24 protein-coding genes and 4 tRNA genes are annotated in these 24,251 nt (G+C 68.1%); 18 read left to right on the plus strand and 10 right to left on the minus strand.

All coding sequences use genetic code 11. The features are described 5' to 3' along the window. The first annotated feature begins 21 nt into the window (after nucleotides 1-21). Nucleotides 22-2,001: a 1-deoxy-D-xylulose-5-phosphate synthase gene (gene dxs / locus BLW00_RS09200; RefSeq protein ID WP_092552700.1), complete on the plus strand. Its 1,980-nt coding sequence runs from the start codon at nucleotides 22-24 to the stop codon at nucleotides 1,999-2,001. Here dxs and BLW00_RS09205 read toward each other — a convergent pair. From BLW00_RS09205 to BLW00_RS09225, 5 genes are all read right to left on the minus strand, one after another. Next, nucleotides 1,983-2,522: a dihydrofolate reductase family protein gene (locus BLW00_RS09205; protein WP_092552703.1), complete on the minus strand. Its 540-nt coding sequence runs from the start codon at nucleotides 2,520-2,522 to the stop codon at nucleotides 1,983-1,985. The two genes, dxs and BLW00_RS09205, sit on opposite strands and share 19 nt — an antisense overlap. A gap of 118 nt (nucleotides 2,523-2,640) precedes the next feature. Further along, nucleotides 2,641-4,785: a 3-hydroxyacyl-CoA dehydrogenase NAD-binding domain-containing protein gene (locus BLW00_RS09210; RefSeq protein ID WP_092552706.1), complete on the minus strand. Its 2,145-nt coding sequence runs from the start codon at nucleotides 4,783-4,785 to the stop codon at nucleotides 2,641-2,643. After that, nucleotides 4,782-5,996: a thiolase family protein gene (locus tag BLW00_RS09215; protein WP_092552709.1), complete on the minus strand. Its 1,215-nt coding sequence runs from the start codon at nucleotides 5,994-5,996 to the stop codon at nucleotides 4,782-4,784. The genes BLW00_RS09210 and BLW00_RS09215 overlap by 4 nt, the downstream gene beginning before the upstream one ends. Nucleotides 5,997-6,068: 72 nt before the next feature. Continuing rightward, nucleotides 6,069-7,289, minus strand: coding sequence for a ribonuclease D (locus tag BLW00_RS09220; protein WP_245741487.1), 1,221 nt, complete (start codon nucleotides 7,287-7,289; stop codon nucleotides 6,069-6,071). Beyond that, nucleotides 7,282-7,878 (minus strand): DUF3000 domain-containing protein, encoded by a 597-nt coding sequence (locus tag BLW00_RS09225; RefSeq protein WP_092552712.1) that lies wholly within the window; start codon nucleotides 7,876-7,878, stop codon nucleotides 7,282-7,284. The genes BLW00_RS09220 and BLW00_RS09225 overlap by 8 nt, the downstream gene beginning before the upstream one ends. A gap of 73 nt (nucleotides 7,879-7,951) precedes the next feature. Between BLW00_RS09225 and BLW00_RS09230 the strand changes: the two genes are divergently transcribed. Beyond that, nucleotides 7,952-9,133 (plus strand): alpha/beta hydrolase family protein, encoded by a 1,182-nt coding sequence (locus BLW00_RS09230; RefSeq protein WP_245741488.1) that lies wholly within the window; start codon nucleotides 7,952-7,954, stop codon nucleotides 9,131-9,133. Between the two features lie 77 nt (nucleotides 9,134-9,210). Here the strand turns inward: BLW00_RS09230 and BLW00_RS09235 are convergent, their stop codons facing one another. Together BLW00_RS09235 and BLW00_RS09240 are read right to left on the minus strand one after the other, a co-directional pair. After that, complete coding sequence (locus BLW00_RS09235; RefSeq protein ID WP_092552715.1) at nucleotides 9,211-9,648, minus strand: SufE family protein; 438 nt, start codon at nucleotides 9,646-9,648, stop codon at nucleotides 9,211-9,213. Between the two features lie 26 nt (nucleotides 9,649-9,674). Further along, nucleotides 9,675-10,577: a sulfurtransferase gene (locus tag BLW00_RS09240; RefSeq protein WP_092552718.1), complete on the minus strand. Its 903-nt coding sequence runs from the start codon at nucleotides 10,575-10,577 to the stop codon at nucleotides 9,675-9,677. A 106-nt stretch (nucleotides 10,578-10,683) separates the two neighbouring features. Between BLW00_RS09240 and zapE the strand changes: the two genes are divergently transcribed. Together zapE and BLW00_RS09250 are read left to right on the plus strand one after the other, a co-directional pair. Next, nucleotides 10,684-11,718 carry a cell division protein ZapE gene (zapE, locus tag BLW00_RS09245; RefSeq protein ID WP_092552721.1) on the plus strand — a complete coding sequence of 345 codons (1,035 nt, stop codon included), beginning with the start codon at nucleotides 10,684-10,686 and terminating at the stop codon, nucleotides 11,716-11,718. A gap of 245 nt (nucleotides 11,719-11,963) precedes the next feature. Beyond that, nucleotides 11,964-13,202 (plus strand): ammonium transporter, encoded by a 1,239-nt coding sequence (locus BLW00_RS09250; RefSeq protein WP_092552724.1) that lies wholly within the window; start codon nucleotides 11,964-11,966, stop codon nucleotides 13,200-13,202. Nucleotides 13,203-13,228: 26 nt separating this feature from the next. On the opposite strand, the gene BLW00_RS09255 is transcribed toward BLW00_RS09250, so the two are convergent. Beyond that, nucleotides 13,229-14,017 (minus strand): EI24 domain-containing protein, encoded by a 789-nt coding sequence (locus BLW00_RS09255; protein WP_092552727.1) that lies wholly within the window; start codon nucleotides 14,015-14,017, stop codon nucleotides 13,229-13,231. A gap of 157 nt (nucleotides 14,018-14,174) precedes the next feature. After that, nucleotides 14,175-14,247, minus strand: a tRNA-Val gene (locus BLW00_RS09260). A gap of 77 nt (nucleotides 14,248-14,324) precedes the next feature. On the opposite strand from BLW00_RS09260, the gene BLW00_RS09265 reads away from it, so the two are divergent. The 4 genes from BLW00_RS09265 (at nucleotide 14,325) to BLW00_RS09280 (ending at nucleotide 15,164) form a co-directional block, all read left to right on the plus strand. Beyond that, nucleotides 14,325-14,753, plus strand: coding sequence for a DUF4190 domain-containing protein (locus BLW00_RS09265; protein ID WP_092552730.1), 429 nt, complete (start codon nucleotides 14,325-14,327; stop codon nucleotides 14,751-14,753). A gap of 103 nt (nucleotides 14,754-14,856) precedes the next feature. Next, nucleotides 14,857-14,928 (plus strand) — tRNA-Gly (locus BLW00_RS09270). Between the two features lie 56 nt (nucleotides 14,929-14,984). Then, nucleotides 14,985-15,058: transfer RNA gene (locus BLW00_RS09275), tRNA-Cys, on the plus strand. A 31-nt stretch (nucleotides 15,059-15,089) separates the two neighbouring features. Next, nucleotides 15,090-15,164: transfer RNA gene (locus BLW00_RS09280), tRNA-Val, on the plus strand. 193 nt (nucleotides 15,165-15,357) lie between these two features. Here BLW00_RS09280 and BLW00_RS09285 read toward each other — a convergent pair. After that, nucleotides 15,358-15,963 (minus strand): GNAT family N-acetyltransferase, encoded by a 606-nt coding sequence (locus BLW00_RS09285; RefSeq protein WP_092552733.1) that lies wholly within the window; start codon nucleotides 15,961-15,963, stop codon nucleotides 15,358-15,360. 29 nt (nucleotides 15,964-15,992) lie between these two features. On the opposite strand from BLW00_RS09285, the gene BLW00_RS09290 reads away from it, so the two are divergent. From BLW00_RS09290 to ruvB, 10 genes are all read left to right on the plus strand, one after another. After that, on the plus strand, nucleotides 15,993-16,331 hold the full coding sequence (locus BLW00_RS09290; protein WP_092552736.1) for a PGPGW domain-containing protein: 339 nt from the start codon (nucleotides 15,993-15,995) through the stop codon (nucleotides 16,329-16,331). A 68-nt stretch (nucleotides 16,332-16,399) separates the two neighbouring features. Continuing rightward, a complete protein-coding gene (locus BLW00_RS09295) occupies nucleotides 16,400-16,807 on the plus strand; it encodes a hypothetical protein (RefSeq protein WP_092552739.1) in 408 nt (135 codons plus the stop codon). Nucleotides 16,808-16,915: 108 nt separating this feature from the next. After that, entirely contained in the window at nucleotides 16,916-18,850 is a 1,935-nt protein-coding gene (gene thrS, locus BLW00_RS09300) for a threonine--tRNA ligase (protein ID WP_217634363.1), read from the plus strand. Continuing rightward, nucleotides 18,850-19,458 (plus strand): HIT family protein, encoded by a 609-nt coding sequence (locus BLW00_RS09305; RefSeq protein WP_092552745.1) that lies wholly within the window; start codon nucleotides 18,850-18,852, stop codon nucleotides 19,456-19,458. The genes thrS and BLW00_RS09305 overlap by 1 nt, the downstream gene beginning before the upstream one ends. Before the next feature lie 90 nt (nucleotides 19,459-19,548). After that, nucleotides 19,549-20,448 (plus strand): pyridoxal 5'-phosphate synthase lyase subunit PdxS, encoded by a 900-nt coding sequence (gene pdxS / locus BLW00_RS09310; RefSeq protein WP_092554620.1) that lies wholly within the window; start codon nucleotides 19,549-19,551, stop codon nucleotides 20,446-20,448. Nucleotides 20,449-20,455: 7 nt separating this feature from the next. Beyond that, a complete protein-coding gene (gene pdxT / locus BLW00_RS09315) occupies nucleotides 20,456-21,058 on the plus strand; it encodes a pyridoxal 5'-phosphate synthase glutaminase subunit PdxT (RefSeq protein ID WP_092552748.1) in 603 nt (200 codons plus the stop codon). Between the two features lie 46 nt (nucleotides 21,059-21,104). Next, nucleotides 21,105-21,866 carry a YebC/PmpR family DNA-binding transcriptional regulator gene (locus BLW00_RS09320; RefSeq protein WP_092552751.1) on the plus strand — a complete coding sequence of 254 codons (762 nt, stop codon included), beginning with the start codon at nucleotides 21,105-21,107 and terminating at the stop codon, nucleotides 21,864-21,866. 63 nt (nucleotides 21,867-21,929) lie between these two features. Further along, nucleotides 21,930-22,568, plus strand: coding sequence for a crossover junction endodeoxyribonuclease RuvC (ruvC, locus tag BLW00_RS09325; RefSeq protein WP_092552753.1), 639 nt, complete (start codon nucleotides 21,930-21,932; stop codon nucleotides 22,566-22,568). Next, complete coding sequence (gene ruvA, locus BLW00_RS09330) at nucleotides 22,565-23,194, plus strand: Holliday junction branch migration protein RuvA (RefSeq protein ID WP_092552756.1); 630 nt, start codon at nucleotides 22,565-22,567, stop codon at nucleotides 23,192-23,194. Before ruvC ends, ruvA begins: the two co-directional genes overlap by 4 nt. Then, the gene (gene ruvB, locus BLW00_RS09335) at nucleotides 23,191-24,225 is read left to right on the plus strand and encodes a Holliday junction branch migration DNA helicase RuvB (RefSeq protein WP_092552759.1); all 1,035 of its coding nucleotides are present in this window, start codon (nucleotides 23,191-23,193) and stop codon (nucleotides 24,223-24,225) included. The genes ruvA and ruvB overlap by 4 nt, the downstream gene beginning before the upstream one ends. Nucleotides 24,226-24,251 lie beyond the last annotated feature (26 nt).

Here is a 24,251-nt window from a genome sequence, read left to right on the forward strand (position 1 = left end):
TGCCATGGGAAGGTGGATGGTATGAGTCTGCTTGGAGGGATCAACGATCCCCGCGATCTCGACGCACTCTCGCCCGCCCAGCTGGAGACGCTGGCGGGCGAGATCCGCGCTTTCCTGATCGCGGAGGTCTCGAAGACCGGTGGTCACCTCGGCCCCAACCTGGGCGTGGTGGAGACCACCATCGCCATCCACAAGGTGTTCGATTCGCCGCGCGACGCGATCGTGTTCGACACCGGGCACCAGTCCTACGTGCACAAGCTGCTCACCGGCCGTCAGGACTTCTCCGGTCTTCGGCAGAAGGGCGGACTGGCCGGCTACCCGCAGCGCTCGGAGAGCCCGCACGACGTCGTGGAGTCGTCGCACGCCTCCAGTTCGCTGTCCTGGGCCGACGGCATCTCCCGCGCGTTCGAGATGACCGGCCAGAACGACCGGCACGTCGTGGCCGTGGTCGGTGACGGTGCGCTCACGGGCGGCATGACCTGGGAGGCGCTCAACAACATCAGCGACGACAATTCGCGCAACCTCGTGATCATCGTCAATGACAACGGCCGGTCCTACGCCCCGACCATCGGCGGCATGGCGCGCTACCTCAACACCGTGCGCACCAAGAAGGGCTACCACGACCTGCACCAGTCGAGCCGCAAGCTGTTCGACCGCCTGGGCGCCCCGGCGCGAGCGCTCTACCGCGGTGCGCGCGGTGGTCTGCACGGGTTCCTCAGCCGGGTCACCAACAACTCCTCGCTCTACGCGAACCTCGACATCAAGTACCTCGGCCCGGTCGACGGACACGATCTCGGGGCCATGATCGAGGCCCTGCAGCAGGCGAAGCAGTACGGCGCGCCGGTGATCGTGCATGCCATCACCGAGAAGGGCCGCGGCTACCAGCCGGCCCTCACAGATGTGGCCGACCAGTTCCACGCGGTCGGGCAGATCGACCCCGAGACGGGCGAGCCGATCTCAGCGCCCTCCGGTGCCCCGTCGTGGACCGGCGTCTTCGCCGACGAGATGGTGCGCCAGGCCGAGCAGGACGAGACGATCGTGGGCATCACCGCCGCGATGCTCCGCCCCACCGGTCTCCACAAGTTCGCCGAGCGGTTCCCGACGCGGGTGTTCGACGTCGGCATCGCCGAGCAGCATGCCGTGACCTCGGCCGCGGGCCTCGCGTTCGGCGGCTTGCATCCTGTGGTGGCGCTCTACGCCACCTTCGTCAACCGCGCCTTCGACCAGGTGCTGATGGATGTCGGCCTCCACCAGGCCGGCGTCACCTTCGTTCTCGACCGGGCCGGTGTCACCGGGCCCGACGGCGCGAGCCACCACGGCATGTGGGATCTCGCCATCCTGCAGGTGGTGCCGCGCATCCGCCTCAGCGCCCCGCGCGACGCGGAGCGACTGCGCGAAGAACTCGCCGAAGCGGTGCGAGTGACGGATGCCCCCACAGTCGTGCGCTTTCCCAAGGGCAACGTGGGCCCCGACATCCCGGCCATCCGGCGCACCGTCGACGGCGTCGACGTGCTCCGCGAAGACGCGCAGAAAGACGTTCTCATCGTGGCCGTCGGCCCGATGGCCGAATTGTCGCTGGAGGTCGCCGAGCTGCTCGAGGCGCAGGGCATCGGCAGCACCGTGGTCGATCCGCGCTGGGTGGTGCCCGTGCCGTGGAGCATCATCGAGCTCTCGGATGCGCACCGCATCGTCGTGACCATCGAAGACGGCGTGCGCGTGGGCGGGATCGGCACGCGCATCCGGCAAGACCTGCGCGAGGCCGGCGTCGACACCGCGGTCACCGAGCTGGGCCTGCCCGACGAGTTCCTCGAGCACGCGAGCCGCTCCGAGATCCTGCAGCGCGTGGGGCTCACTCCCGAGCAGATCGCCGAGGATCTGGTGGCGCAGGTGCGGGGCAACAAGATCCCGATCGCCCGGCCCCTGAGCGACGCCGGTCACGCCGCCGCCTACCCGTCGCTGAAGAACAGCGACACCGACACGCTTCACCGCCTGGTGCGGTAGACGGCTCCGATCGCGCCGCTCGGGAAGAGCTGCGTGCTCACGAGGTCGAACACGCCAGAGGTTCCCGACAGCGGCAGTATCGGTGCGCCCGCGCCGAGTACCACCGGCATGGTGGTGAGCAGGATCTCGTCGAGCAGGCCGGCGTCGGCCACCTGAGCGGCGACCAGGCCGCCTCCAACGATCCAGATTTTCTTGTCGCCGGCTGCCTCGACCCACTCCTCGTGCAGTTCGGTGACGTCGCCTCGGGCCATCCGGATGTCTCCGCCCGGTATGAGCGGAAGCACGCGGTTCGTGAGAACCCAGGAGACGTGATCGGGATACGGCCACTTCTCGGGGTTGTCGTCGAGCAGGAATTCGTAGGTGCGCGACCCCATCACCACGACTCCGACCCCGGCGATGAAGGCCTCGTAGTCGGCGGTGAACTCCTCGAACCCGAACTGCATCAGCCAGTCGAGCCCGTTGTCGCGATCGGCGATGAACCCGTCGATGCTGGCGGCCACGTAGTACTGCGTCTTGGTCATGCCGTGACGCTACCGCCATCCACCGACACCGACACCGAACGTTGGAAATCGCAAACGTGGCGCCGACCGAGCCGTATACGGCTGCGGCCGGCGCCACGTTTGCGATTTTGAACGACTGCTACTCCACGCCGCGGATGACCGGGTGGTGGAAGGTGTCGCCGAACACGCGCTCCGAGGCGCCCACGCGGTCGAGGTAAGGCGTGAGGCCCCCCATCTGGAACGGGTAGCCCGCGCCGAGGATGAGGCAGAGGTCGATGTCCTCCGCCGCGTGCACCACGTCGTCCTGCAGCATCCGGTGCACCTCGTCGGCGAGACCGTCTTCGACGCGGCGCAGGATCTCGGCCTCGGTCATCGGCTTCGCCTCGCCCTTCGGCGGCGCGACGATCTTCACGGCCTCCTTGTCGAAACCGGTGATCTTGCCCTTGGCGTCGCGGTCGAAGATCTTGCCGTGCTCGGCGAGCTTGTGCAGGTTCGCGCTCTCGAAGAAGCGATCGGGGAACGCGGCGTGGTGCGTGTCGAGCACGTGCGCGCCCACCTTGAGCCCCACGAGCTCGAGCAGCTCGAACGGCGTCATCGGCAGCCCGAAGGGGTCGAGCGCCCGGTTCATCACCTCGAAGGAGGTGCCGGTGTCGACGGCGTGCATCGCCTCGCCCAGCACCTTGGCCAGGATGCGGTTCACCACGAATCCGGGGGTGTCGCGCGTGATGACCGCGTTCTTCTTGAGCTTCGCGGCGGTGACCATCGCGGTCGACAGCGTCGCCTCATCCGTCGCCGGCGCGTTCACGACCTCGACCAGGGGCATGACCGCCACGGGGTTGAAGAAGTGGAAGCCCACCAGGCGCTCCGGATGCGCGAGCTTGGCACCGATCTGCTCCACCGAGAGCGACGAGGTGTTCGTCGCCAAGACGGCGGTGTCGGAGACGTGCTTCTCGATCTCAGCGAAGACGTCCTGCTTCACGCCCAGCTCCTCGAACACGGCCTCGATCACCCAGTCGGCGTCGTTGAACTCCGCCTTGTCGGTGGTGCCGTGGATCAATGCGTTGAGGCGGTTCGACTCGTCGGGCGAGATGCGACCCTTCGACAGCAGGGTCGCGATCTCGCCGCGGATGTAGTCGAGCCCCTTGTCGACACGCGCCTGGTCGAGGTCGGTGATGACCACGGGCACCTGCAGTCGGCGCACGAACAGCAGGGCGAACTGCGAGGCCATCAGGCCCGCACCGATGATGCCCACCTTCGTGACGGGCTTCGCGAGCGCCTTGTCGGGCGCCCCGGCCGGCCGCTTGGCACGCTTCTGCACCAGGTCGAAGGCGTAGATCGACGCACGGAACTGATCGCCCGCGATCAGCTCGGCCAGGGCCTCGTCCTCCCGCTCGAAGCCCTCCTCGGGCGTACCCGATTTGGCCGCCTTCAGCAGGTCGAGGGCCGCGTAGGGCGACTTCGCGACGGTGCCGATGCGCGACTCGAGCATCTTGCGGGCGATGCCGATCGCGACATCCCACTTCACCATCCGCTCGATCTTGCCGGGCTCGTTCGGCCGCTTCACCTTGATGCGGCCGGTGAGCACGCCGTCGGCCCAGACGAGCGAGTCTTCGAGGTAGTTCGCCGGCCCGAAGATGGCGTCGGCGATGCCGAGGTCGAACGCCTCCTGGCCCTTCAGCATGCGGTTGTTCTTCAGCGGGTTCTCGATCACGATCTTCAGGGCGTTCTCGATGCCGATGAGGTTCGGCAGCAGGTAGGCGCCGCCCCAACCCGGGATGATGCCGAGGAAGACCTCGGGCAGCGCGAGTGCGGGGGTCGAGGAGTCGATGGTGCGGTAGTCGGCCGCGAGAGCGACCTCCACACCGCCGCCGAGAGCGAGGCCGTTGACGAAGGCGAAGGAGGGCACACCCACCTTCTTCATCTTGCCGAACACGAAGTGGCCGAGCTGGGCCATCTTCTTGGCGACCTCTTTGCTCGGGATCTCGCCCACCTTGCTGAGGTCGGCGCCGGCCGCCAGGATATACGGCTTGCCGGTGACGGCCACGGCGTCGATCTCGCCGGCCGCCGCCCGGGCGGTCAGCGCATCCAGTGTCGCTCCGTACTCGGTCAGCGTGACCGGGCCCAGCGTGTTCGGCCGGGTGTGGTCGCGCCCGTTGTCGAGCGTGATGAGGGCGAGCGTCTTGCCGCTCGGCAGGGGGATGTCACGCACGTAGGAGTGCGTCACGACCTCGTCGGCCGACAACTCCTCCAATCCGCTGAAATCGATGGTGGAGTAGTCGGTCATCGTGCCGCCTTCTTGCTTGCCTTCTTGTTCCAGTTCGGGTTCTCCCAGATGACCGTGCCGCCCTGCCCGAGGCCGATGCACATCGCGGTGACGCCGTAGCGCACCTCCGGGTGCTCCTCGAACTGCCGCGCGAGCTGGATCATGAGCCGCACGCCCGAGGAGGCGAGCGGGTGGCCGATGGCGATCGCGCCGCCGTATTCGTTCACCCGGGGGTCGTCGTCGTCGATGCCGAAATGGTCGAGGAACGACAGCACCTGCACCGCGAAGGCCTCGTTCAGTTCGAACAGGCCGATGTCGTCGATCGACAGGCCGGCCTTGCGCAGTGCCTTCTCCGTGGAGGGCACCGGGCCGATGCCCATGATCTCCGGCTCCACGCCCGCGAAGGCGAAGGAGACGAGCCGCATCTTGATCGAGAGACCGAGTTCCTTCGCCATCGACTCGCTCGCGATGAGCGACGCGGTGGCGCCGTCGTTCAGTCCCGAGGAGTTTCCGGCCGTCACCCGGCCGTGCGGCCGGAACGGGGTGCGGAGACCGGCGAGGCCCTCCATCGTCGTCTCGGGGCGCGGCGCCTCGTCGCGGGTGGCGAGCCCCCAGCCCTCGGCGCTCTTGGTGGCCACCGGGATGAGGTCGGGCTGGATCTTGCCCGCCTCATAGGCCGCGGCGACCTTCTGCTGGCTGCGCATCGCGTAACGGTCGGAGCGCTCCTTGGTGAGTTGCGGGAAGCGGTCGTGGATGCGCTCGGCCGTGTTGCCCATGTTGAGCGCCTCCGCGCTCACCAGCTTCTCGGCCAGGAAGCGCGGGTTGGGATCGGCGTTGAAGCCCATCGGATGCCGGCCCATGTGCTCCACGCCGCCCGCGATCGCGAGATCGTAGGCACCGAAGGCGATGGCGCCCGCGGTGGTGGTGACGCTCGTCATCGCCCCCGCGCACATCCGGTCGATCGCGTAGCCCGGCACAGAGAGCGGCAGACCCGAGAGCAGGGCCGCCGTGCGGCCGAGGGTCAGACCCTGGTCACCCTGCTGCGTCGTGGCGGCGATCGCCACGTCGTCGATCAGGTCTTTCGGCACCTTCGGGTTGCGTTCGAGTAATCCGATGATCGCCTTGACGACCAGATCGTCTGCTCGCGTCTGCCAGTACATGCCCTTTTCGCCCGCACGCCCGAACGGGGTGCGTACACCGTCGACGAAAACGACTTCAGATCTTTCGGCCACTATGCCTCCTGGGATTGGATCGGGTTCGAGTCTAGAACCGCCCATTCCACGACTGGAATCGATTGATTCTTCCTACGAATCGACTTCCACCGGGTTCTCGGGGCTTTGGTGGGGATCTACAAAGGCCTGCAGGATCGGCTGTGCAGTCAGTTCAATCTGCCAGGGCCGTGCGCCCAGCTCGCGAAGACCGTCGGAGACGCTCTCGATCGTCAGCGGATCGGGCGCGTTCCACGCGATCCGCCGCAGGAAGTCAGGGGTGAGCAGGTTCTCGAGCGGGATGTCGTGCTCGGCCGAGACGGCGCTGAGCGCGGCCCGCGCGGCCTTCAGTCGGGCATCCGCCTCGGGATTCTTGTCCGACCAGCTGCGAGGGGGCGGCAGGGTGTCGGTGGCCCGCTTCTGCACCGGGATGTCGTCGGTGGTGAGGGCGCGTTCGATGGCGGCCCACCAGCGGTCCAGTTCGGATCGGCTGGCGCGGCCGGAGAACTGCTTGAGCGCCGCGAGTTCGCGGCGCGAAGCCGGCAAGGCACGTGCGGCCACCAGAAGCGAGGAATCCGGAACCAGGCGACCCGGCGCCGTGTCGCTCTCGCGGGCGAGTTCGTCGCGCGCCAGCCAGAGTTCGCGGGCCGCCGCCAGATGCCGGTCGGCGCGGAGAGCGTGGATGCCGCTCAGTCGGCGCCAGGGCTCGGCGAGCGGCGCCTTCTCCTCCTTCGCCACCACGGCGGCGAACTCCTGCGCCGCGATCTCGAGCTTGCCCTGCTCCTTCAGCAGCACGGCCATCGAGTCGCGCAGATCGATCAGAAGCTCCACGTCGAGAGCGGCGTACTCGAGCCAGGAGGCGGGCAGCGGCCGGGTCGACCAGTCGGCGGCGGAGTGCTCCTTGGCGAGGTGCACGCCGAGCAGTTCCTCCACCACGGTGCCGAGACCGACCCGGGGGATGCCGAGCAGCCGGGCGGCGAGTTCGGTGTCGAAGACGGTGCGGGGATCAAGGCCCACCTCGCGGAGGCAGGGCAGGTCTTGGCTGGCGGCGTGCAGCACCCATTCCACGTCGCCGATCACCGACTGCAGAGGAGCGAACTCCTCGATCGCCGGAGGGTCGATGAGGAAGGTGCCGGAGCCGCGCCGGTAGAGCTGGATGAGGTAGGCCCGTTGGGAGTAGCGGAAACCGCTGGCCCGTTCGGCGTCGACCGCCACCGGGCCCGTGCCGAGGGCCAGTGCCTCGACCGCGTCGTGGAATTCGTCGACCGTGCTGATCACGGTGCGTTCTGGTACTTCGATCAGTTCTTCTTCACTCACGTTTGGCTCGCCTGGTCTGCAACATCGTCACGCCATCGACGACGGGTGGCAGACCGGCCAGCATGCAGAGGAGTTCGCTCCAGCCCTCGACATGGGCCTGGAGGTTGTGGTCTGTAGGGGTCCAGGATGCCCGCAACTCGATCTGAGCGCCATCACCCTGGCTCGACAGCTCGCCGAAACCGGTCGAGATGATCTTGGTCGCGGTGCCGGAGGCGCTCGTGTAGTTGGCACCACGAGCATCCAATGCGTCGACCAGCCACGACCAGGCGACGTCGGCGAGGAAGGGGTCGAGGCCGATCTCGGTCTCCAGCGGAGCCTGCGCGAAGCAGACCACCCGGAACTCGCCTCCCCAGGCCTCCGGCCGATCCTCGTCGTAGAGCAGGATGAAGCGTCCGGTGCCCAGTTCCGAGTCGGCGCCGTGCCGCGCGGGCGTGACATCGGCGGCGAGAGCCACGGCGTGCGGAGCGAGGTTCGCCGGGGCGGGGATCTCGTGCACCACGAGCTCGGCGCGCGTGTCGGCCCGGCGCAGCGAGTCGAGCGCTGCGCCGAAGGCCGCCGGGACGTCCGGCGTGAAGGGGGAATCGGCCACGTCTGCAGACTAGAGTTCTTTACGTTCCGGCGGGCGAAGGCACGCCGGATGGAAACGTGGAGGGACGGGAAACGTGAGTCCGAGAGCATCCGAACCGGCCCGCGTTCCTGCCTGGGCCGTCGTCGCGCTGGCCGCGGGCACCGTCGCCACGCTCGCCGCGGCGGGCGGCGCGGTGCTCACCGCGCTGATGTCGCGCGCCATCGTCATCCCCTCGCTCCCGGTCGACGACGTGCGCATCCTCGGTTACGACGAGGAGTACGGCACCGTGGCGCTCTCGGTCAGCGCCGACTCGATCCTGCCTGGTCTTTACAGCCTGCGGTTCTCCGGCGACACCGGCCACGCCCGGCTCGGCGAGGTGCTGAGCGTCTCCGACGGCATCGTGGTGCGCTCGGTCATCCAGGTCGACTACGGCGACCTCGGGCGAGCACGTAACGGGCGCATCAGCGGGTGGTACTACATCCACCCCCGCGAACTCGACGTGCCCGTCGACGAGGTCGAGGTGTTCACCTCGGTCGGGCCGGCGCCGGCGTGGTTCGTGCCGAGCGTCGACGGGTCACGGTCGAAGTGGGTGATCCAGGTGCACGGGCGGGGAGTGCGGCGGGGTGAGACCATCCGCGCCATCCCCGTCTTCCGCGAGCGCGGTTACAACACGCTGAGCATCTCCTACCGCAACGACGGAGAGGCTCCCCGTTCCTCCGACGGCCGGTACGCCCTCGGCGACACCGAGTGGCAGGACCTCGACGCCGCCATCACCTACGCCGTCGATCACGGCGCCACCGACATCGTGCTGATGGGCTGGTCGATGGGCGGCGCGATCGCCCTGCAGGCGATGGGGCGCGCGGTGCACCGCGACCGCATCCGGGCCATCGCGCTCGAGTCGCCGGCGGTCGACTGGCGCGACGTGCTGCGCTACCACGGTCGCGCCCGGCACGCGCCCGAGCTCGTGGGCGATGCGGCGTTCGCCACCGTCACGCATCCGTGGGGCCGCGTGGTGACGGGGCAGGACCAGCCGCTCGACCTCGACCGGCTCGACTTCGTGAAGCGCTCCGACGAGGTCGACGTGCCCGTGCTCATCCTGCACTCCGACGACGACGGATACGTGCCCTCGACCGGGTCGCGCAAGCTCGCCGAGGCGCGCCCCGACCTGGTGACGTTCGTGCCGTTCTCGGTGGCGCGCCACACCAAGCTCTGGAACTACGATCGCGCCAAGTGGACCACCGCGATCGACGGCTGGCTCGCGGCCAACGCGCTCTGACCGTTCGAAACCGCAAACGTCGTGCCGCCAGGCGCGTCATACGCCGCGGATGCCGCGACGTTTGCGGTTTCGAACGATCAGGCGGCGAGACGCTCGCGGATCTGGCGTTTGGTGCGGCCGAGCATGGCCGTCATGCCGCGGATGCGCAGCGGCGACACCGCCTCGGTGAGCCCGATCGTGTTCGGGAAGTCGTCGGGGATGCCGAGCACCTCGTCGACCGGGAGCCCGTCGATGCCCTGCACGAGGATCGACGCGAAGCCGCGCGTCGTGGGTGATTCCTTCGGCGCGGTCGCGAACAGGTGAACCACGCCGTCGGTCACCTCCACGAAGATGAACACCGGCGACTGGCACTCCACGACGCGCTCGAAGAGGTCCGGATGCTCCTGGTAGCGCGCCGGGAGCTCCGGAAGCTCGTTCGAGAACTCCAGGAGCATCTCGAGGCGGTCGCGCTGCTCGAGCGCGAGGAAGTCGTCGCGGATCTCGGCCAGCGACGCGGGAAGAGTTGACTCGGTCATCCCTTCCAGTATCCCTCGCGTTCGGACTACCGTGCCGCGGGTACCTCGCCGCGCTCGGCTCCGCGAACGATCGGCACGCGCACCGTGCTGCCCCACTCGGTCCAGGAGCCGTCGTAGTTGCGCACGTTCTCGAAGCCCAGCAGGTGAGTGAGCACGAACCAGGTGTGGCTCGACCGCTCGCCGATGCGGCAGTAGGCGATCACGGGTTCGCCGTCGACGAGACCCGCCTCGCCGCGGTAGATCGCGTCCAGCTCGACGACCGGCTTGAAGGTGCCGTCTTCGGCGGCCGCGCGGGCCCACGGCACGTTCGCCGCGCTCGGGATGTGGCCGGCGCGGAGCGCGCCCTCCTCGGGGTAGGCGGGCGCCGTGGTGCGCTCTCCGCTGTACTCCTCGGGGGAGCGCACGTCGATCAGGGGGTGGCCGAGGTGGGCGAGCACGTCGTCCTTGAACGCGCGGATCTCCTCGTCGCGGCGTTCGACGACCGGATAGTCGACCGGTGCCGGCGCCGGGCGATCGGTCGTGATCGGTCGGCCCTCGGCGATCCACTTGTCGCGACCGCCGTCGAGCAGACGCACGTCCTCGTGACCGAAGAGGGTGAACACCCAGAGCGCGTAGGCCGCCCACCAGTTGTTCTTGTCGCCGTAGATCACCACGGTGTCGTCGCGCGAGATCCCCTTGCCGCCGAGCAGGGCGGCGAAGCCGGCGCCGTCGACGTAGTCACGTTCGACCGGGTCGTTGAGGTCGGTGTGCCAGTCGATCTTCACCGAACCGGGGATGTGCCCGGTCTCGTAGAGCAGCACGTCTTCGTCGCTCTCGACGACCACGAGGCCGGGTTCACCCAGATGGGCTTCGAGCCAGTCGCCCGACACCAGGCGTTCGGGGTGGGCGTATCCGGCGAACTTCTCGGCGGGATCGGTCTCGACAGTCATTTCACAACCTCCAGTTAGGGTAGGTACAACCCCAGAAGAATCTAAGTCTTCCCGACTCCCCGCTGCACATCGCGGGTCACATCTCGACACACAACAGGATCAGCAGATGACAGGTGAGCGGCAGGCTGTCGCCCCGCGCTTGACCGAGCGCTCCCCATCGATCTCCGGCACCGAACTGGCCGGCACCCTCGTGCCCCCGCGCCAGTTCGACACGGCGTCGTTCGAGAACTACCGCCCCGATCGCGACTACCCGTCGCAGGGTGAGGCTCTCGCCAAGATCCGGCACTTCGCGGAGGGGTGGAAGCCCGCCAAGGCCGGAGGGTTCTTCGGTCGCGGCAAGAAGACGCCGGCGGCGAAGCCCGGCATCTACCTCGACGGCGGGTTCGGCGTGGGCAAGACGCACCTGCTGGCCGCGCTCTGGCACGCCGCGCCCGGCCCGAAGTACTTCGGTACCTTCATCGAGTACACCGCTCTCATCGGCGCGCTCGGGTACGCCAACGCCGTGCAGCTGTTCGCCGGCGCGAAGTTCATCGCCATCGACGAGTTCGAGCTCGACGACCCGGGTGACACGATGCTGATGACCCGGTTCCTCGGTGAGCTCGTCGCGAAGGGCACGCGCCTGGCCGCGACCTCCAACACGCCGCCGAACGCCCTCGGCGAAGGGCGGTTCGCCGCGAGCGACTTCCTGCGCGAGATCCAGGCCATCGCCGATCGATTCGACATCGTGCGCATCGACGGTCTCGACTATCGTCGCCGCGACGTCGAGGGTCACGCCGTCGCCTTCGCGACCGACGGCGAACTCGCGGAGGCCGTGGAGGCGCGGGCCGCAGCGGGGGAGCGCATCACGAGCGACGAGTTCGATCAGCTGGTCCACCACCTCGGCACGATCCATCCGTCCCGCTACGTCAAGATGGTCGACGGGCTCGACGTGATCGCGCTGAGCGGCGTCACGCCCTTCGCCAACCAGACGGATGCGCTCCGTTTCGTGGCCTTCATCGACCGCGTGTACGACGCGCAGATCCGCATCCTCGCCTCGGGCACGCCGCTCGACGAGGTGTTCGCCGGTGACATGCTGAACGGCGGATACCGCAAGAAATACCTGCGTGCGGTGTCGCGGATGATCGCTTCCGCGACCCTCTGACCCCTGACTGCCGCCCCCTCGGACGGGGGTGGCGGTTCCCGACGGATTCTCCGCCGGCCGAAACACGATGTTTACAAACGCGCTCACCGTGTAACACGACGTACACAAAGTACGTCGCCCCGCGAAACCTCTCTTGGGCAGACTGCCCCTTGCCTGCAATTGCGCCTACGGCCCCGTGCTAGCCGTGACCAACACAGCAATTTCAGACTTACCCGCCAGCACGTTCTAGAGAGGTAACCATTCATATGGAAGAAGTAACCGGCAACCTGAACTCACTGTGGTTGCTCGTTGCAGCCGCCCTCGTGCTCCTGATGACCCCCGGCGTCGCGTTCTTCTACGGCGGCATGGTCAAAGCGAAATCGGTCATCTCCATGATGATGATGAGCTTCGGAGCAATGGGCCTCGTCGGCGTCCTCTGGGTGCTGTACGGGTACGGACTCGCATTCGGTACTCCGCTCATCCCCGGCATCGTCGGAAACCCCTTCGACGGTTCGATCGGCCTCGGCAGCCTCCTCGGCATCGGCGAGGGCGGAGCGATGGACCCGGATCTGGCCGGACTCGCGTTCGCCGGATTCCAGGCGACCTTCGCCATCATCACCGTCGCCCTGATCTCCGGTGCGATCGCCGATCGCGCGAAGTTCGGCGCGTGGATGCTGTTCGCCGGCATCTGGGTCACCGTGGTCTACTTCCCGGTCGCCTTCATGGTCTTCAACCTGGCTGAGGGCTGGGCTCCGGTCTGGGGCGTCAACGACTTCGCCGGTGGAACCGCGGTTCACATCAACGCCGGTGCCGCAGCTCTCGCCCTGGCCCTGGTGCTCGGCAAGCGCGTCGGATTCCAGAAGGGCATCCAGAAGCCGCACAACGTTCCGCTGACGCTGCTCGGCGCTTCGCTGCTGTGGTTCGGCTGGTTCGGCTTCAACGCCGGTTCCGAGGCCGCTGTCGACGGCGTCGCCGCCATCGCCTGGATCAACACCCTCGCCGCTCCCGCCGCTGCCATCATCGGCTGGCTGATCGTCGAGAAGATCAAGGACGGCAAGCCCACCTCGATCGGTGCCGCGTCGGGTGCCGTCGCAGGCCTGGTCGCCATCACCCCGGCGTGTAACATCCTCACCCCGGGCTGGGCGATCGTGCTCGGCATCCTCGCCGGTGCGGTCTGCGCCCTGGCCATCGAGCTCAAGTTCAAGCTCGGCTTCGACGACTCGCTCGACGTGGTGGGCATCCACCTCGTCGGTGGTCTGATCGGAACGCTCTACATCGGCATCTTCGGTGCCGGCATCGGCCTGCTCGACACCGGTTCGGGAGAGCAGCTGCTGAAGCAGTTCGTGGCGGCCGTGGTCGTGATGGTCTACTCCTTCGTGATGGCGTTCATCATCGGCTGGATCATCCAGAAGACGATGGGCTTCCGCATCAAGAACGAGGACGAGGTCGCCGGCGTGGACACCACGGTTCACGGCGAAGAAGGCTACGTGCTCGAAGCCGTCTGATCCTCGGCACAACCGTCAGCGGGGCGTCATCCTTCGGGATGGCGCCCCGCTTCCGTGTGCGCCAAGGCTGCGTCGTGGTCTCCGATCGCGCTCCGAGCCAGCGCCGTGGCGCCCGCGACAGCCGCCGGCATCGCGAACACCGCGCCGAGTGGGATGAGGAAGAGCAGGTAGGTGGCCACGCCGAAGCCGAGGGTGCGGGCGCGCCGGGCGCCGAGCATCCGTCGCCGGTCGCGCAGACGCAGCTCACGCGCGTCGAAGGCGAACCCGGTGAGCTCCAGGGCGAGCACCCAGCCGCCGAAGAGCGCGGCGAGCACCGGCACCGCGATCTGGCCGGCCACGGGAACGAGACCGACGACGAACAGCAGCAGCCCGATCAGGATCGTGAGGGCGAGGATGCGCAGCCCGGCGCCGACACCGCGCGCCAGGAGTCGCCAGAAGCGTCCTGCGGGCTCCGCGGGAGCGTTTCCGAGGGTGAGCTCGGTCTCGCGCCAGATGCGCTCATAGAACGGATCTCCGACCGCGAGCGTGATGGCGGTGAAGGTGAAGACGACGAGCAGGATGCCGACGCCGACCAGGGCGATGGCCGCCGATACCCGGGTGATGGTTCGCCAGGGTTCTGTCCACCCCTCGGCGAAGGGCGTCGCCCAGGCGGCGAGGTCGGGGGAGAAGACCGCGAGCACCACGATCCCGGCCAGGTAGACGACGGCGACGATCAGGGCCGGCAGAGCGCCCAGGAGCATGAGCTTCGGTCGCGTCGCCCACAGCCCGAGCCCGCGCCCGAGCAGGGCGACCCCTCCGAAGAACTCGCGAATCATCTCCAGAGAGTACCCGGCGTTCCCTGCGTGGCCACCAGCCTCGGCGCCGAGGGTCCGGCGTTCTCTCTCACGTCGTGGGCGCCGAAGGGTGCCGTGTGCGGTCTCCGGCCATCAACGACGAAGGGCCCCCGCTCGCGGGGACCCTTTCAATTACGCGTGGGCGATACCGGACTCGAACCGATGACCTCTTCCGTGTGAAGGAAGCGCGCTACCAACTGCGCCAATCGCCCTGGGACAGTTATCGATAGTAGCGGACGCGGGAAGCTCTTGGGTGCACACCGGGTCGGCGAGGTTCTAGAGTTCAGAAATGAGCACTCCGTATTCGCCGTATCCTCCCGGTTTCGCGCCCTATCCGGGGCCCGTTCGACCCGGCGACAAACGGCCGGTCACGGCCGTCATCTCGCTCGTGCTCGGCGTGGTCGTCTTCGGCGGCACGATCGTCGCGAAGCTCGGCGCGGCCGCGGTCACCGACACGCCCGACGGCGTGATCTCGAGCCTCGGGGTCGCCTCGTTCTTCGGCCTGCTACTGATCGTGCCGGCCGTCGTGCTCGGGCATCTGGCCGTCGGCTCGACCGCGAAAGGCGCCCGGGTCGGCCGCGGGATGGCTGTCGGGGCGCTGGTGCTCGCCTACGTCGACCTCGTGCTCTTCCTGGTGCGGTTGCTGGCCGCGGCGATCGCCACCGCCGTGCTCGGCGACCCGAGCGCTTTCTTCTACAACGTGTTCTTCTGGGTGTGACACGCCGCGTTCCCGGTGAATTCACGTCGTCGGCGTGTCCTGGTTTGGCAATCGTCGAGCGAGTCGGATAGAGTCTCATCCGCACGCAGAAATGCGAGCGAATGCGGATGTGGCGCAGTGGTAGCGCATAACCTTGCCAAGGTTAGGGTCGCGAGTTCGAATCTCGTCATCCGCTCGAGTGAAGTTACTCGTTTGTGGCAACCCCCGCGGTTTACACGAAAGCACGAACTGGGTGGCGTGGCCGAGAGGCGAGGCAGCGGCCTGCAAAGCCGTCCACACGGGTTCAAATCCCGTCGCCACCTCCACTCACAACACCGCAGGGGATAACACTCCAATGGGCGATTGGCGCAGCGGTAGCGCGCTTCCCTGACACGGAAGAGGTCACTGGTTCGATCCCAGTATCGCCCACCACCTGAAGGCTCCGGATATGTTCCGGGGCCTTTCGTCTTGGGGAACCAGGACCCACGAATCGCGTCGAAAGCGGTGCTTTCGCCCTCAGCGATTCGTGCTGGTTCGATCCCAGTATCGCCCACCACCTGAAGGCTCCGGATGTGTTCCGGGGCCTTTTGTCTTGGGGAACCAGGACCCACGAGGCCCGTCGCGCTCAGAAGTCGATGCGGTAGACGCGGCGACGCGGAGTGGGAGCCGTGACCTCGGTGAATCCCGCCGCGGCGAAGATCGAGACGGTGCCGACGTACAGCTCGCCCCAGGTGATCTCGGCGCCCTCCGCCACCACCATCGGATACCCCTCGAGAGCCCGTGCGCCTCGCGAGCGGGCGAACCCCGGCGTCGCCGCAGCGAGCGCCCGGCTCACTCCGCGCCGCCGGAAGCCGGTGCGCACCACGAAACAGGTCACCGCCCAGACGCCGTCGTCGCTCTTGTCCTCGTCGCGCCCGGCCCAGGGCACGCGCTTCCGGAGCAGCCGGCGATACGCCGTGCGTGGCTCCACGGCGCACCACCCGGCGGGTTCACCGTCGAGGTACGCCACGAGTCCGCTGGTCGATGAGGCCGACGGATGCCCGCATCCGCTCTGTGAACGCAAGCGCGTAGCGCGCTCCTCGAGCGGCACGTCGCGCCACTCCGAGTCGCGGTATGTGAACCACTGGCAGCGGCAGCGCGCCGGCTCGCCCCGCTGTCCGAACACGGCGTCGAGCTCTTCCGGGCTCGCCTCGTTCGCCGGCACCACCGTGATCGTCGCGATTTCGGCCATATCCCAGTAAACCGCCCTACGGTCGGAGCATGGAAGCCACACCAGCCGACGACCAGACCGCCGGCGGACGCCTGCCCGGGCCGGCGGCGCGTACGCGGGCCTTGATCCGCCGCCATCCCACGGCGAACCGGGTGTACCGCACCGGTGTGGGTGTGGCGGGCGCCGGCACCGTCGCCCTCGGCGCCGTGATGATCCCGTTGCCCGGCCCCGGCGCCCTGATCGCCATCGGCGGGCTGGCTCTGCTCGGAACCGAGTTCGAGTCGGCGAAGAAGGTCAGCACCAAGGCGAATGCGGCCGCCAAGAAGACCTACGCGGCGGCGAAAGCGAAGGCGGCCGAACGGAAAGCCGCCCGACGCGCCGCCGGCTGACCCGCGGCGGTCGGCCGGGTTCATCGAACGAGTCACCCGAACGGGGGATCTTCCGCTAAGTTCGACACATGGAGATCAACGAGACGACCGAACTCCCGTCGCGCCGCACGGCGCTCAAGATCGGCGCCTGGAGCGTTCCGGTGGTCGCGTTAGCCGTCGCGACGCCGACTGCCGCAGCGAGCAACGAGACGAGCACGAACATCGTCTACCAGTCGTACGCGGGCTGGACGGGCGGCAATTTCGTGCTCGAGGCCTACATCCGCACCCGGGCCGACAACACGCCCGTGGCGGGCGTGCAGGTCACCTGGACCGTGGTCGAGACCGGCCAGGTGTTCTCGGCCACCACGTCGAGCAGCGGATTCGCGCGCGTCGATGCCCCGCCGAGCACGGTCGTCGGCACCCCGGGTTTCGTCGACATCGCCTCGCTGGACGCGACCCACCGTCTCCAGGTTCAGGGCGAGCGCCCGCCGGTCTGATCCGGGCCGCCACGTCGATAGGATTGGTGGGTTCGATTCGACGGAAACAGGAGCACCTCACCCGTGGCAACAGGATTTGATCTCTTCACTGACCGGGCCGTCGTGGCCATGCGCGTCAACGGTGAACTGAAAGACCTGGCCACCACGGTGACCGACGCCGACACCGTCGAGCCCGTCACGATCGACAGCCCCGATGGGCTGGCCATCCTCCGGCACTCGGCCGCGCACGTCGCCGCGCAAGCGGTGCAGCAGATCAATCCCGAGGCCAAGCTCGGCATCGGGCCGCCGATCACCGACGGCTTCTATTACGACTTCGACGTGGCCGAGCCCTTCACCCCCGACGACCTCAAGGCCATCGAGAAGGGCATGGAGCGCATCATCCGCCAGGGACAGCGCTTCGTGCGTCGCGTGGTGACCGAAGACGAGGCGCGCGCCGAACTGGCGCACGAGCCCTACAAGCTCGAACTCATCGGCCTCAAGGGCGGCAGCGACGGCGATGCCGAGCTGAACGCCGACAACGAGTCGGTCGAGGTCGGCGGCGCCGAACTCACCATCTACGACAACGTCGACCCGAAGACCGGCGAGACGCTCTGGAAAGACCTCTGTCGCGGCCCGCATCTGCCGAGCACCCGCATGATCGGCAACGGCTTCGCGCTCACCCGCCTCGCCGCCGCCTATTGGCGTGGTTCGGAGAAGAACAAGCAGCTGCAGCGCCTCTACGGCACCGCCTGGCCCACCAAAGACGAGCTGCGCGCCTATCAGACCCGCATCGAAGAGGCCGCGAAGCGCGACCACCGCAAGCTCGGCAACGAGCTCGACCTGTTCTCGTTCCCCGACGAGATCGGTTCGGGCCTTGCCGTCTTCCATCCGCGCGGCGGCATCATCCGTGCGGAGATCGAGAACTACCTGCGCAGCCAGCTGATCGCGCACGACTACGAACTCGTGAACACCCCGCACATCACGAAGAAGCACCTCTTCGAGACCAGCCAGCACCTCACCTGGTACAAGGACGGCATGTTCCCGCCCATGCACCTCGACGAGGAGACCGACGCCGAGGGCAACATCACCCGTCAGGGCCAGGACTACTACCTGAAGCCCATGAACTGCCCGATGCACAACCTCATCTTCCGGGCCCGCGGCCGCAGCTACCGCGAGCTGCCGCTGCGCCTGGCCGAGTTCGGCACCGTGTACCGCTACGAGAAGAGCGGCACCCTCTCCGGCCTCACCCGAGTGCGGGGCCTGACGCAGGACGACGCGCACATCTACGTCACCCCCGACCAGGTGAAGGACGAGCTGGCCCGCCAGCTCGACTTCGTGCTCGAGACCCTGCGCGGCTACGGCCTCGACGACTTCTACCTCGAGCTCTCCACGAAAGACCCCGAGAAGTCCGTCGGCGACGACGCGCTGTGGGATGACGCGACCGAGACGCTGCGCCAGGTGGCCGTCGACTCCGGCCTCGAACTCGTGCCCGATCCCGGGGGAGCGGCGTTCTACGGCCCGAAGATCTCGGTGCAGGCGCGGGACGCGATCGGCCGCACCTGGCAGCTGTCCACGGTGCAGCTCGACTTCAACCAGCCCGAGCTGTTCGAGCTCGAGTACACGGCGCCCGACGGCTCGCGCCAGCAGCCCGTCATGATCCACCGCGCGCTGCTCGGCTCGATCGAGCGCTTCTTCGCCATCTTGCTCGAACACTACGCTGGCGCCTTCCCGGTGTGGCTCGCCCCTGTGCAGGTGGTGGGCATCCCCATCTCCGACGAGCACGCCGACTACCTCGCCGAGGTCGTGCGGCGGCTGAAGAAGCGCGGCATCCGCGCCCAGCTCGACGACTCGGCCGACCGGATGCAGAAGAAGATCCGCACCCACACCAAAGACAAGGTGCCGATCCTGCTCATCGCCGGCGCCGACGACTCCGCTGCGGGCTCGGTGAGCTTCCGCTTCCGCGACGGGTCGCAGGAGAACGGCGTGCCGGTCGACGACGCGATCGAGCGGATCGTGGCGAGTGTCGAGAAGCACCTGCAGGTGACCACGGCCGGTCAGCTCTGATGAGCGACGGCGAAGGCCTCGAGACGGGCCGGAACGCGCCCGGCGCGAACTACGGTCCGCACGAGTTCGACGACTTCGCAGTCGAGCAGTCCGGCGACTTCGCCGCGGTTCCGGATGCTTTCCAACGGCTCTGGACGCCGCACCGGATGGTCTACATCCAGGGCGGCGAGCAGCCGCACATCGACGAGTGCCCGTTCGATCGTGCACCGACGCTGAGCGACGAGGAGGGGCTCATCGTCGCGCGCGGCGAACACGCCTACGTGCTGCTCAACCTCTTTCCTTACAACTCGGGCCACCTGCTGGTGTGCCCCTACCGTCATGTGGCGACGTACGACCTGGCGACGCCCGAAGAGGTGGCCGAGATCGGCAGCCTCACGCAGACGGCCATGCGCGTGCTCACGGCGGTCTCGCGCTGCGACGGCTTCAACATCGGCATGAATCAGGGCCGGATCGCGGGAGCCGGGGTGGCCGGGCACCTGCACCAGCACATCGTGCCCCGCTGGGCGCTCGACTCCAACTTCTTCCCGATCATCGCCGGTACCAAAGCGTTGCCGCAGCTGCTCGGCGACGTGCGCGCCGAGATCCAGGCCGCCTGGCCCGCGGCCTGAGCCGGCCGAAGTAAGGCCAGAAAAGGCGTATTGGCGGCCGGGCCGCCCAGCGTCGCACGGTAGAATCTTCGGAGTTTCTGAGAGGACATGATGAGCGAGAGCACCACACACGAGTTCGGATCCAACCGCGTCAAGCGGGGCCTTGCCGAGATGCTGAAGGGCGGCGTCATCATGGACGTCGTGACCGCCGAGCAGGCGCGCATCGCCGAGGATGCCGGCGCGGTGGCCGTCATGGCCCTCGAGCGCGTGCCCGCCGACATCCGTTCTCAGGGCGGTGTGGCCCGGATGAGCGACCCCGACCTGATCGAGGCGATCATCGCGGAGGTCTCCATCCCCGTGATGGCGAAGGCCCGCATCGGCCACTTCGTCGAGGCCCAGGTGCTGCAGGCGCTGAACGTCGACTACATCGACGAGTCCGAGGTGCTGAGCCCGGCCGACTACGTGAACCACATCGACAAGTGGGACTTCACGGTTCCTTTCGTCTGCGGCGCCACCAACCTGGGTGAGGCCCTCCGCCGTATCAATGAGGGTGCGGCGATGATCCGCTCGAAGGGCGAGGCCGGCACCGGCGACGTCTCCGAGGCCACGAAGCACATCCGCAAGATCAAGTCGGAGATCGCGGCTCTGTCGTCGATGTCGAAAGACGAGCTCTACGTCGCCGCCAAGGAACTGCAGGCCCCCTACGACCTGGTGGTCGAGGTCGCCGAGACCGGCAAGCTGCCGGTGGTGCTCTTCACCGCGGGCGGCGTGGCCACCCCGGCCGACGCGGCGATGATGATGCAGCTCGGCGCCGACGGCGTGTTCGTGGGCTCCGGCATCTTCAAGTCGGGCAACCCCGAGAAGCGCGCGGCCGCGGTCGTGAAGGCCACCACCTTCTACGACGACCCGAGTGTCATCGCCGAGGTCTCGCGTGGCCTGGGCGAGGCGATGGTGGGCATCAACGTCGCCGACGTGCCCGCACCGCACCGTCTCGCCGAGCGTGGCTGGTAAAGGCTCTTTGCCCCAGCAGCCGGTCGGGGTGCTCGCCCTGCAGGGCGACTTCCGAGAGCACGTCGCGGTTCTGCGGAGCCTCGGCGCCGACGTCATCACGGTGCGCTGCCCCGAGGAGGTCGCGACGATCTCCGGTCTCGTCATCCCCGGTGGCGAGTCCAGTGTGATGGACAAGCTTGCTCGCTCCTTCGGAGTGGCGGATGCGCTGAAAGAGCGCATCGCAGGCGGGCTTCCGGTCTACGGCACCTGCGCCGGCCTGATCATGCTCGCCGATCGCATCGTCGACGGCATCCGCGGGCAGCAGAGCTTCGGTGGGCTGGACGTCGCGGTGCGCCGCAACGCCTTCGGGGCGCAGACGGAGTCGTTCGAGGCCGATCTCGACGTTCCGGTGCTGGGGGAGCCGCCGATGCACGCGGTCTTCATCCGCGCGCCCGTGGTCGCCGAACTCGGCGCGAAGGCGACGGCTCTCGCCACGCTCGAAGACGGCACGGTCGTGGCCGTGGAGCAGGGCGATCTGATCGGCACCTCCTTCCATCCCGAGATGACGGCCGACTACCGGTTCCACCAGTACTTCTTGGACAAGGTCGCCGCGCGGTCCTCCAGCCTCTGACGGCGGGCTCGCGTAGACTTGTCATCGATTCCTGAAGGAGATTTTCGTGTCCGGACACTCTAAATGGGCCACGACCAAGCACAAGAAGGCGATCATCGACTCGCGCCGTGCCAAGTCGTTCGCCAAGCTGATCAAGAACATCGAGGTCGCCGCCAAGATCGGCGGCGCCGACCTGTCGGGCAACCCGACCCTGGTCGACGCGGTGCAGAAGGCGAAGAAGACCTCTGTTCCCAACGACAACATCGATCGGGCGATCAAGCGCGGCGCCGGCCTCACCGGTGAGTCGATCGACTACCAGACCATCATCTACGAGGCCTACGGGCCGAACGGCATCGCGATGCTGGTGGAGTGTCTCACCGACAACAAGAACCGCGCCGCAGCGGATGTGCGCACCGCGATGACCCGCAACGGCGGCACCATGGCCGACCCGGGCAGCGTCGCCTACAACTTCAGCCGCAAGGGCGTCATCACCGTGGCCCACAGCGAGGGCGTGAGCGAAGACGACATCCTGCTCGCCGTGCTCGACGCCGGTGCCGAGGAGGTCACCGACCGGGCCGAGTCGTTCGAGGTGCTCACCGACCCGTCGCACATGGTGGCCGCCCGCACGGCGCTCCAGGAGGCCGGCATCGACTACGACTCGGCCGATGTCGAGTTCGTCGCCAGCCTGCAGGTCGAAGCCGATGCCGAGACGGCGCGCAAGGTGTTCCGCCTGATCGACGCACTCGAGGAGTCCGACGACGTGCAGAACGTCTACACGAACATCGACATCACGCCTGAGGTGCAGGCCGAGCTCGAAGAAGACGATTGATCGTGCGGCCGGGTCGCGTGCCCGGCCGACGGCTTTTCCGGAACGACGAGGGGCGGTGAACGGATGCGCGTGAAGCCCCTGCGGGTTCTGGGCATCGATCCCGGGCTCACCCGCTGCGGCGTGGGCATCGTCGACGTGGCGACCACCCGCACGCCGACCCTCGTGCACGTCTCGGTCATCACGACCGGTGCGGAGTTGCCGCTCGAGGAGCGGCTGCTCATCATCGCGGCCGGAATCGAAGCACTGCTCGACGAGCACCGGCCCGACAGCGTCGCTGTCGAGCGGGTGTTCGCTCAGCACAACGTGCGCACCGTGATGGGCACGGCGCAGGTCAGCGGCATCGCGTTGCTCGCCGCGGCCCGCCGCTCGTTGGCGGTCGGCCTGCACACGCCCACCGAGGTCAAGGCGGCGATCACCGGCTACGGGCAGGCCGACAAGAAGCAGGTCGGCGCGATGGTGGCGAAGGTGCTGCGGCTCGAGAGCGTGCCACGGCCGGCGGATGCCGCCGACGCGCTCGCGCTGGCGATCTGCCACGCGTGGCGCACCCCGCTCGGCAGCGCGGTGACCGGGGCGACCAGCGGATCCACCGCGCCCCGCGCATCCGTCGACCCGTCGTCTGTGCTCACCCCGGCACAGCTCGCGTGGCGCGCCGCCGAGCAAGGCACGGCCCGTTGCCCGGCGGCGCATAGGCTGGCCAGATGATCTCTGCGTTGCGCGGCTCCGTCCTCTCCGTCGCCGGCGGGAACGCCGTGATCGACGTGGGGGGAGTGGGCTTCTCCGTGGCGGTCACGCCCCGGCACGCGCTCACCATGCGGGTGGGCGCCGAGACCAGTGTGCTGACCACGCTGATCGTGCGGGAGGACAGCCTCTCGCTCTTCGGATTCCCGGATCAGGATTCGCTCGACATCTTCTCGCTGCTGGTCGGCGTGACCGGTGTGGGCCCGAAGTCGGCCCTCGGGGTGCTGGCCGAGCTGACGCCGGGCGAGGTCGCTCTCGCAGTCGCTCGCGAAGACGACGCGGCCTTCCGGAGGGTGACCGGGATCGGTCCGAAGACGGCGAAGCTGATCGTGGTGTCGATGGCGGGCAAGATCGCCGCGACGCCCCAGGATTCCGGATCGGCGGCCGGCAAGGCAAGCCCGTCGCGGGTGGTGCGTGACAACGTCGAACGCGCCCTGGTGGGCCTCGGCTGGCCGGAGCGCAACGCGACCTCGGCCGTCGACGAGGCACTCGAGTCGGCCTCCGCCGCCGATGCCGCCAACGTGCAGTCGCTGCTGCGGCTCGCTCTCGCCGTGCTCGGTCCTGCCCAGAACACCGGAGGCTCGCGATGACCGCCTTCGACGGGGAAGATCTGGTGAACCCCGAGGTGGAGTCGGAGGCCGAGGTCGCGTTCGAAGGCGCCCTGCGGCCGAAGTCGCTCGCCGAGTTCGTGGGTCAGCGGAAAGTGCGCGGCCAGCTGCAGCTGCTGCTCGATGCCGCCGCCATCCAGTCGCGCACGCCCGACCACATCCTGCTCGCCGGCCCGCCCGGGCTCGGAAAGACCACGCTCGCCATGATCGTGGCGCACGAGAGCAACCGGCCGCTGCGGCTCACCAGCGGCCCGGCCATCCAGCACGCGGGCGACCTCGCCGCCGTTCTCTCTTCGCTCGTGCCGGGCGAGGTGCTCTTCATCGACGAGATCCACCGGATGGCGCGCTCCGCCGAGGAGATGCTCTACCTCGCGATGGAGGACTTCCGGATCGACATCATGGTGGGCAAGGGCGCCGGCGCCACGAGCATCCCGCTCGACCTTGCGCCGTTCACCCTCGTGGGCGCCACCACGCGCTCTGGTCTGCTGCCGAATCCGCTGCGCGACCGCTTCGGGTTCACCGCGCACCTGGAGTTCTACGAGACCGAGGAACTCGTTCAGGTGATCCACCGTGCGGCCCAGTTGCTCGCGGTCGAGATCGACCGGGAGTCGCTGCGCGAGATCGCATCGCGTTCCCGTGGCACCCCGCGTATCGCCAACCGCCTGCTCCGCCGCGTGCGCGACTACGCCCTGGTCGACGGGCGAGGCGCCTCGCTCGAGGCCGTCCGTGCCGCGCTCGAGCTCTACGACGTCGACGAACTGGGCCTTGACCGCCTCGACCGCGCGGTGATGTCGATCATCCTGGAACGCTTCGACGGCGGCCCCGTGGGTCTCAACACCCTCGCGGTGTCTGTGGGCGAGGAGTCCGAGACGATCGAGGCGGTGGTGGAGCCGTTCCTGGTGCGGATCGGCCTGCTCTCGCGCACGCCGCGCGGCCGCATCGCCACCAAGGCGGGCTGGGCTCACTTCGGAATCCCTCGCAATGCGGACGCCCTCTTCGGGGATGACCTATAATTCAAGCTGGTCTTCAGCACTCGTCT

The sequence above is a fragment of the Herbiconiux ginsengi genome, assembly GCF_900107435.1.
GTDB classification, from domain to species: Bacteria; Actinomycetota; Actinomycetes; order Actinomycetales; family Microbacteriaceae; genus Herbiconiux; species Herbiconiux ginsengi.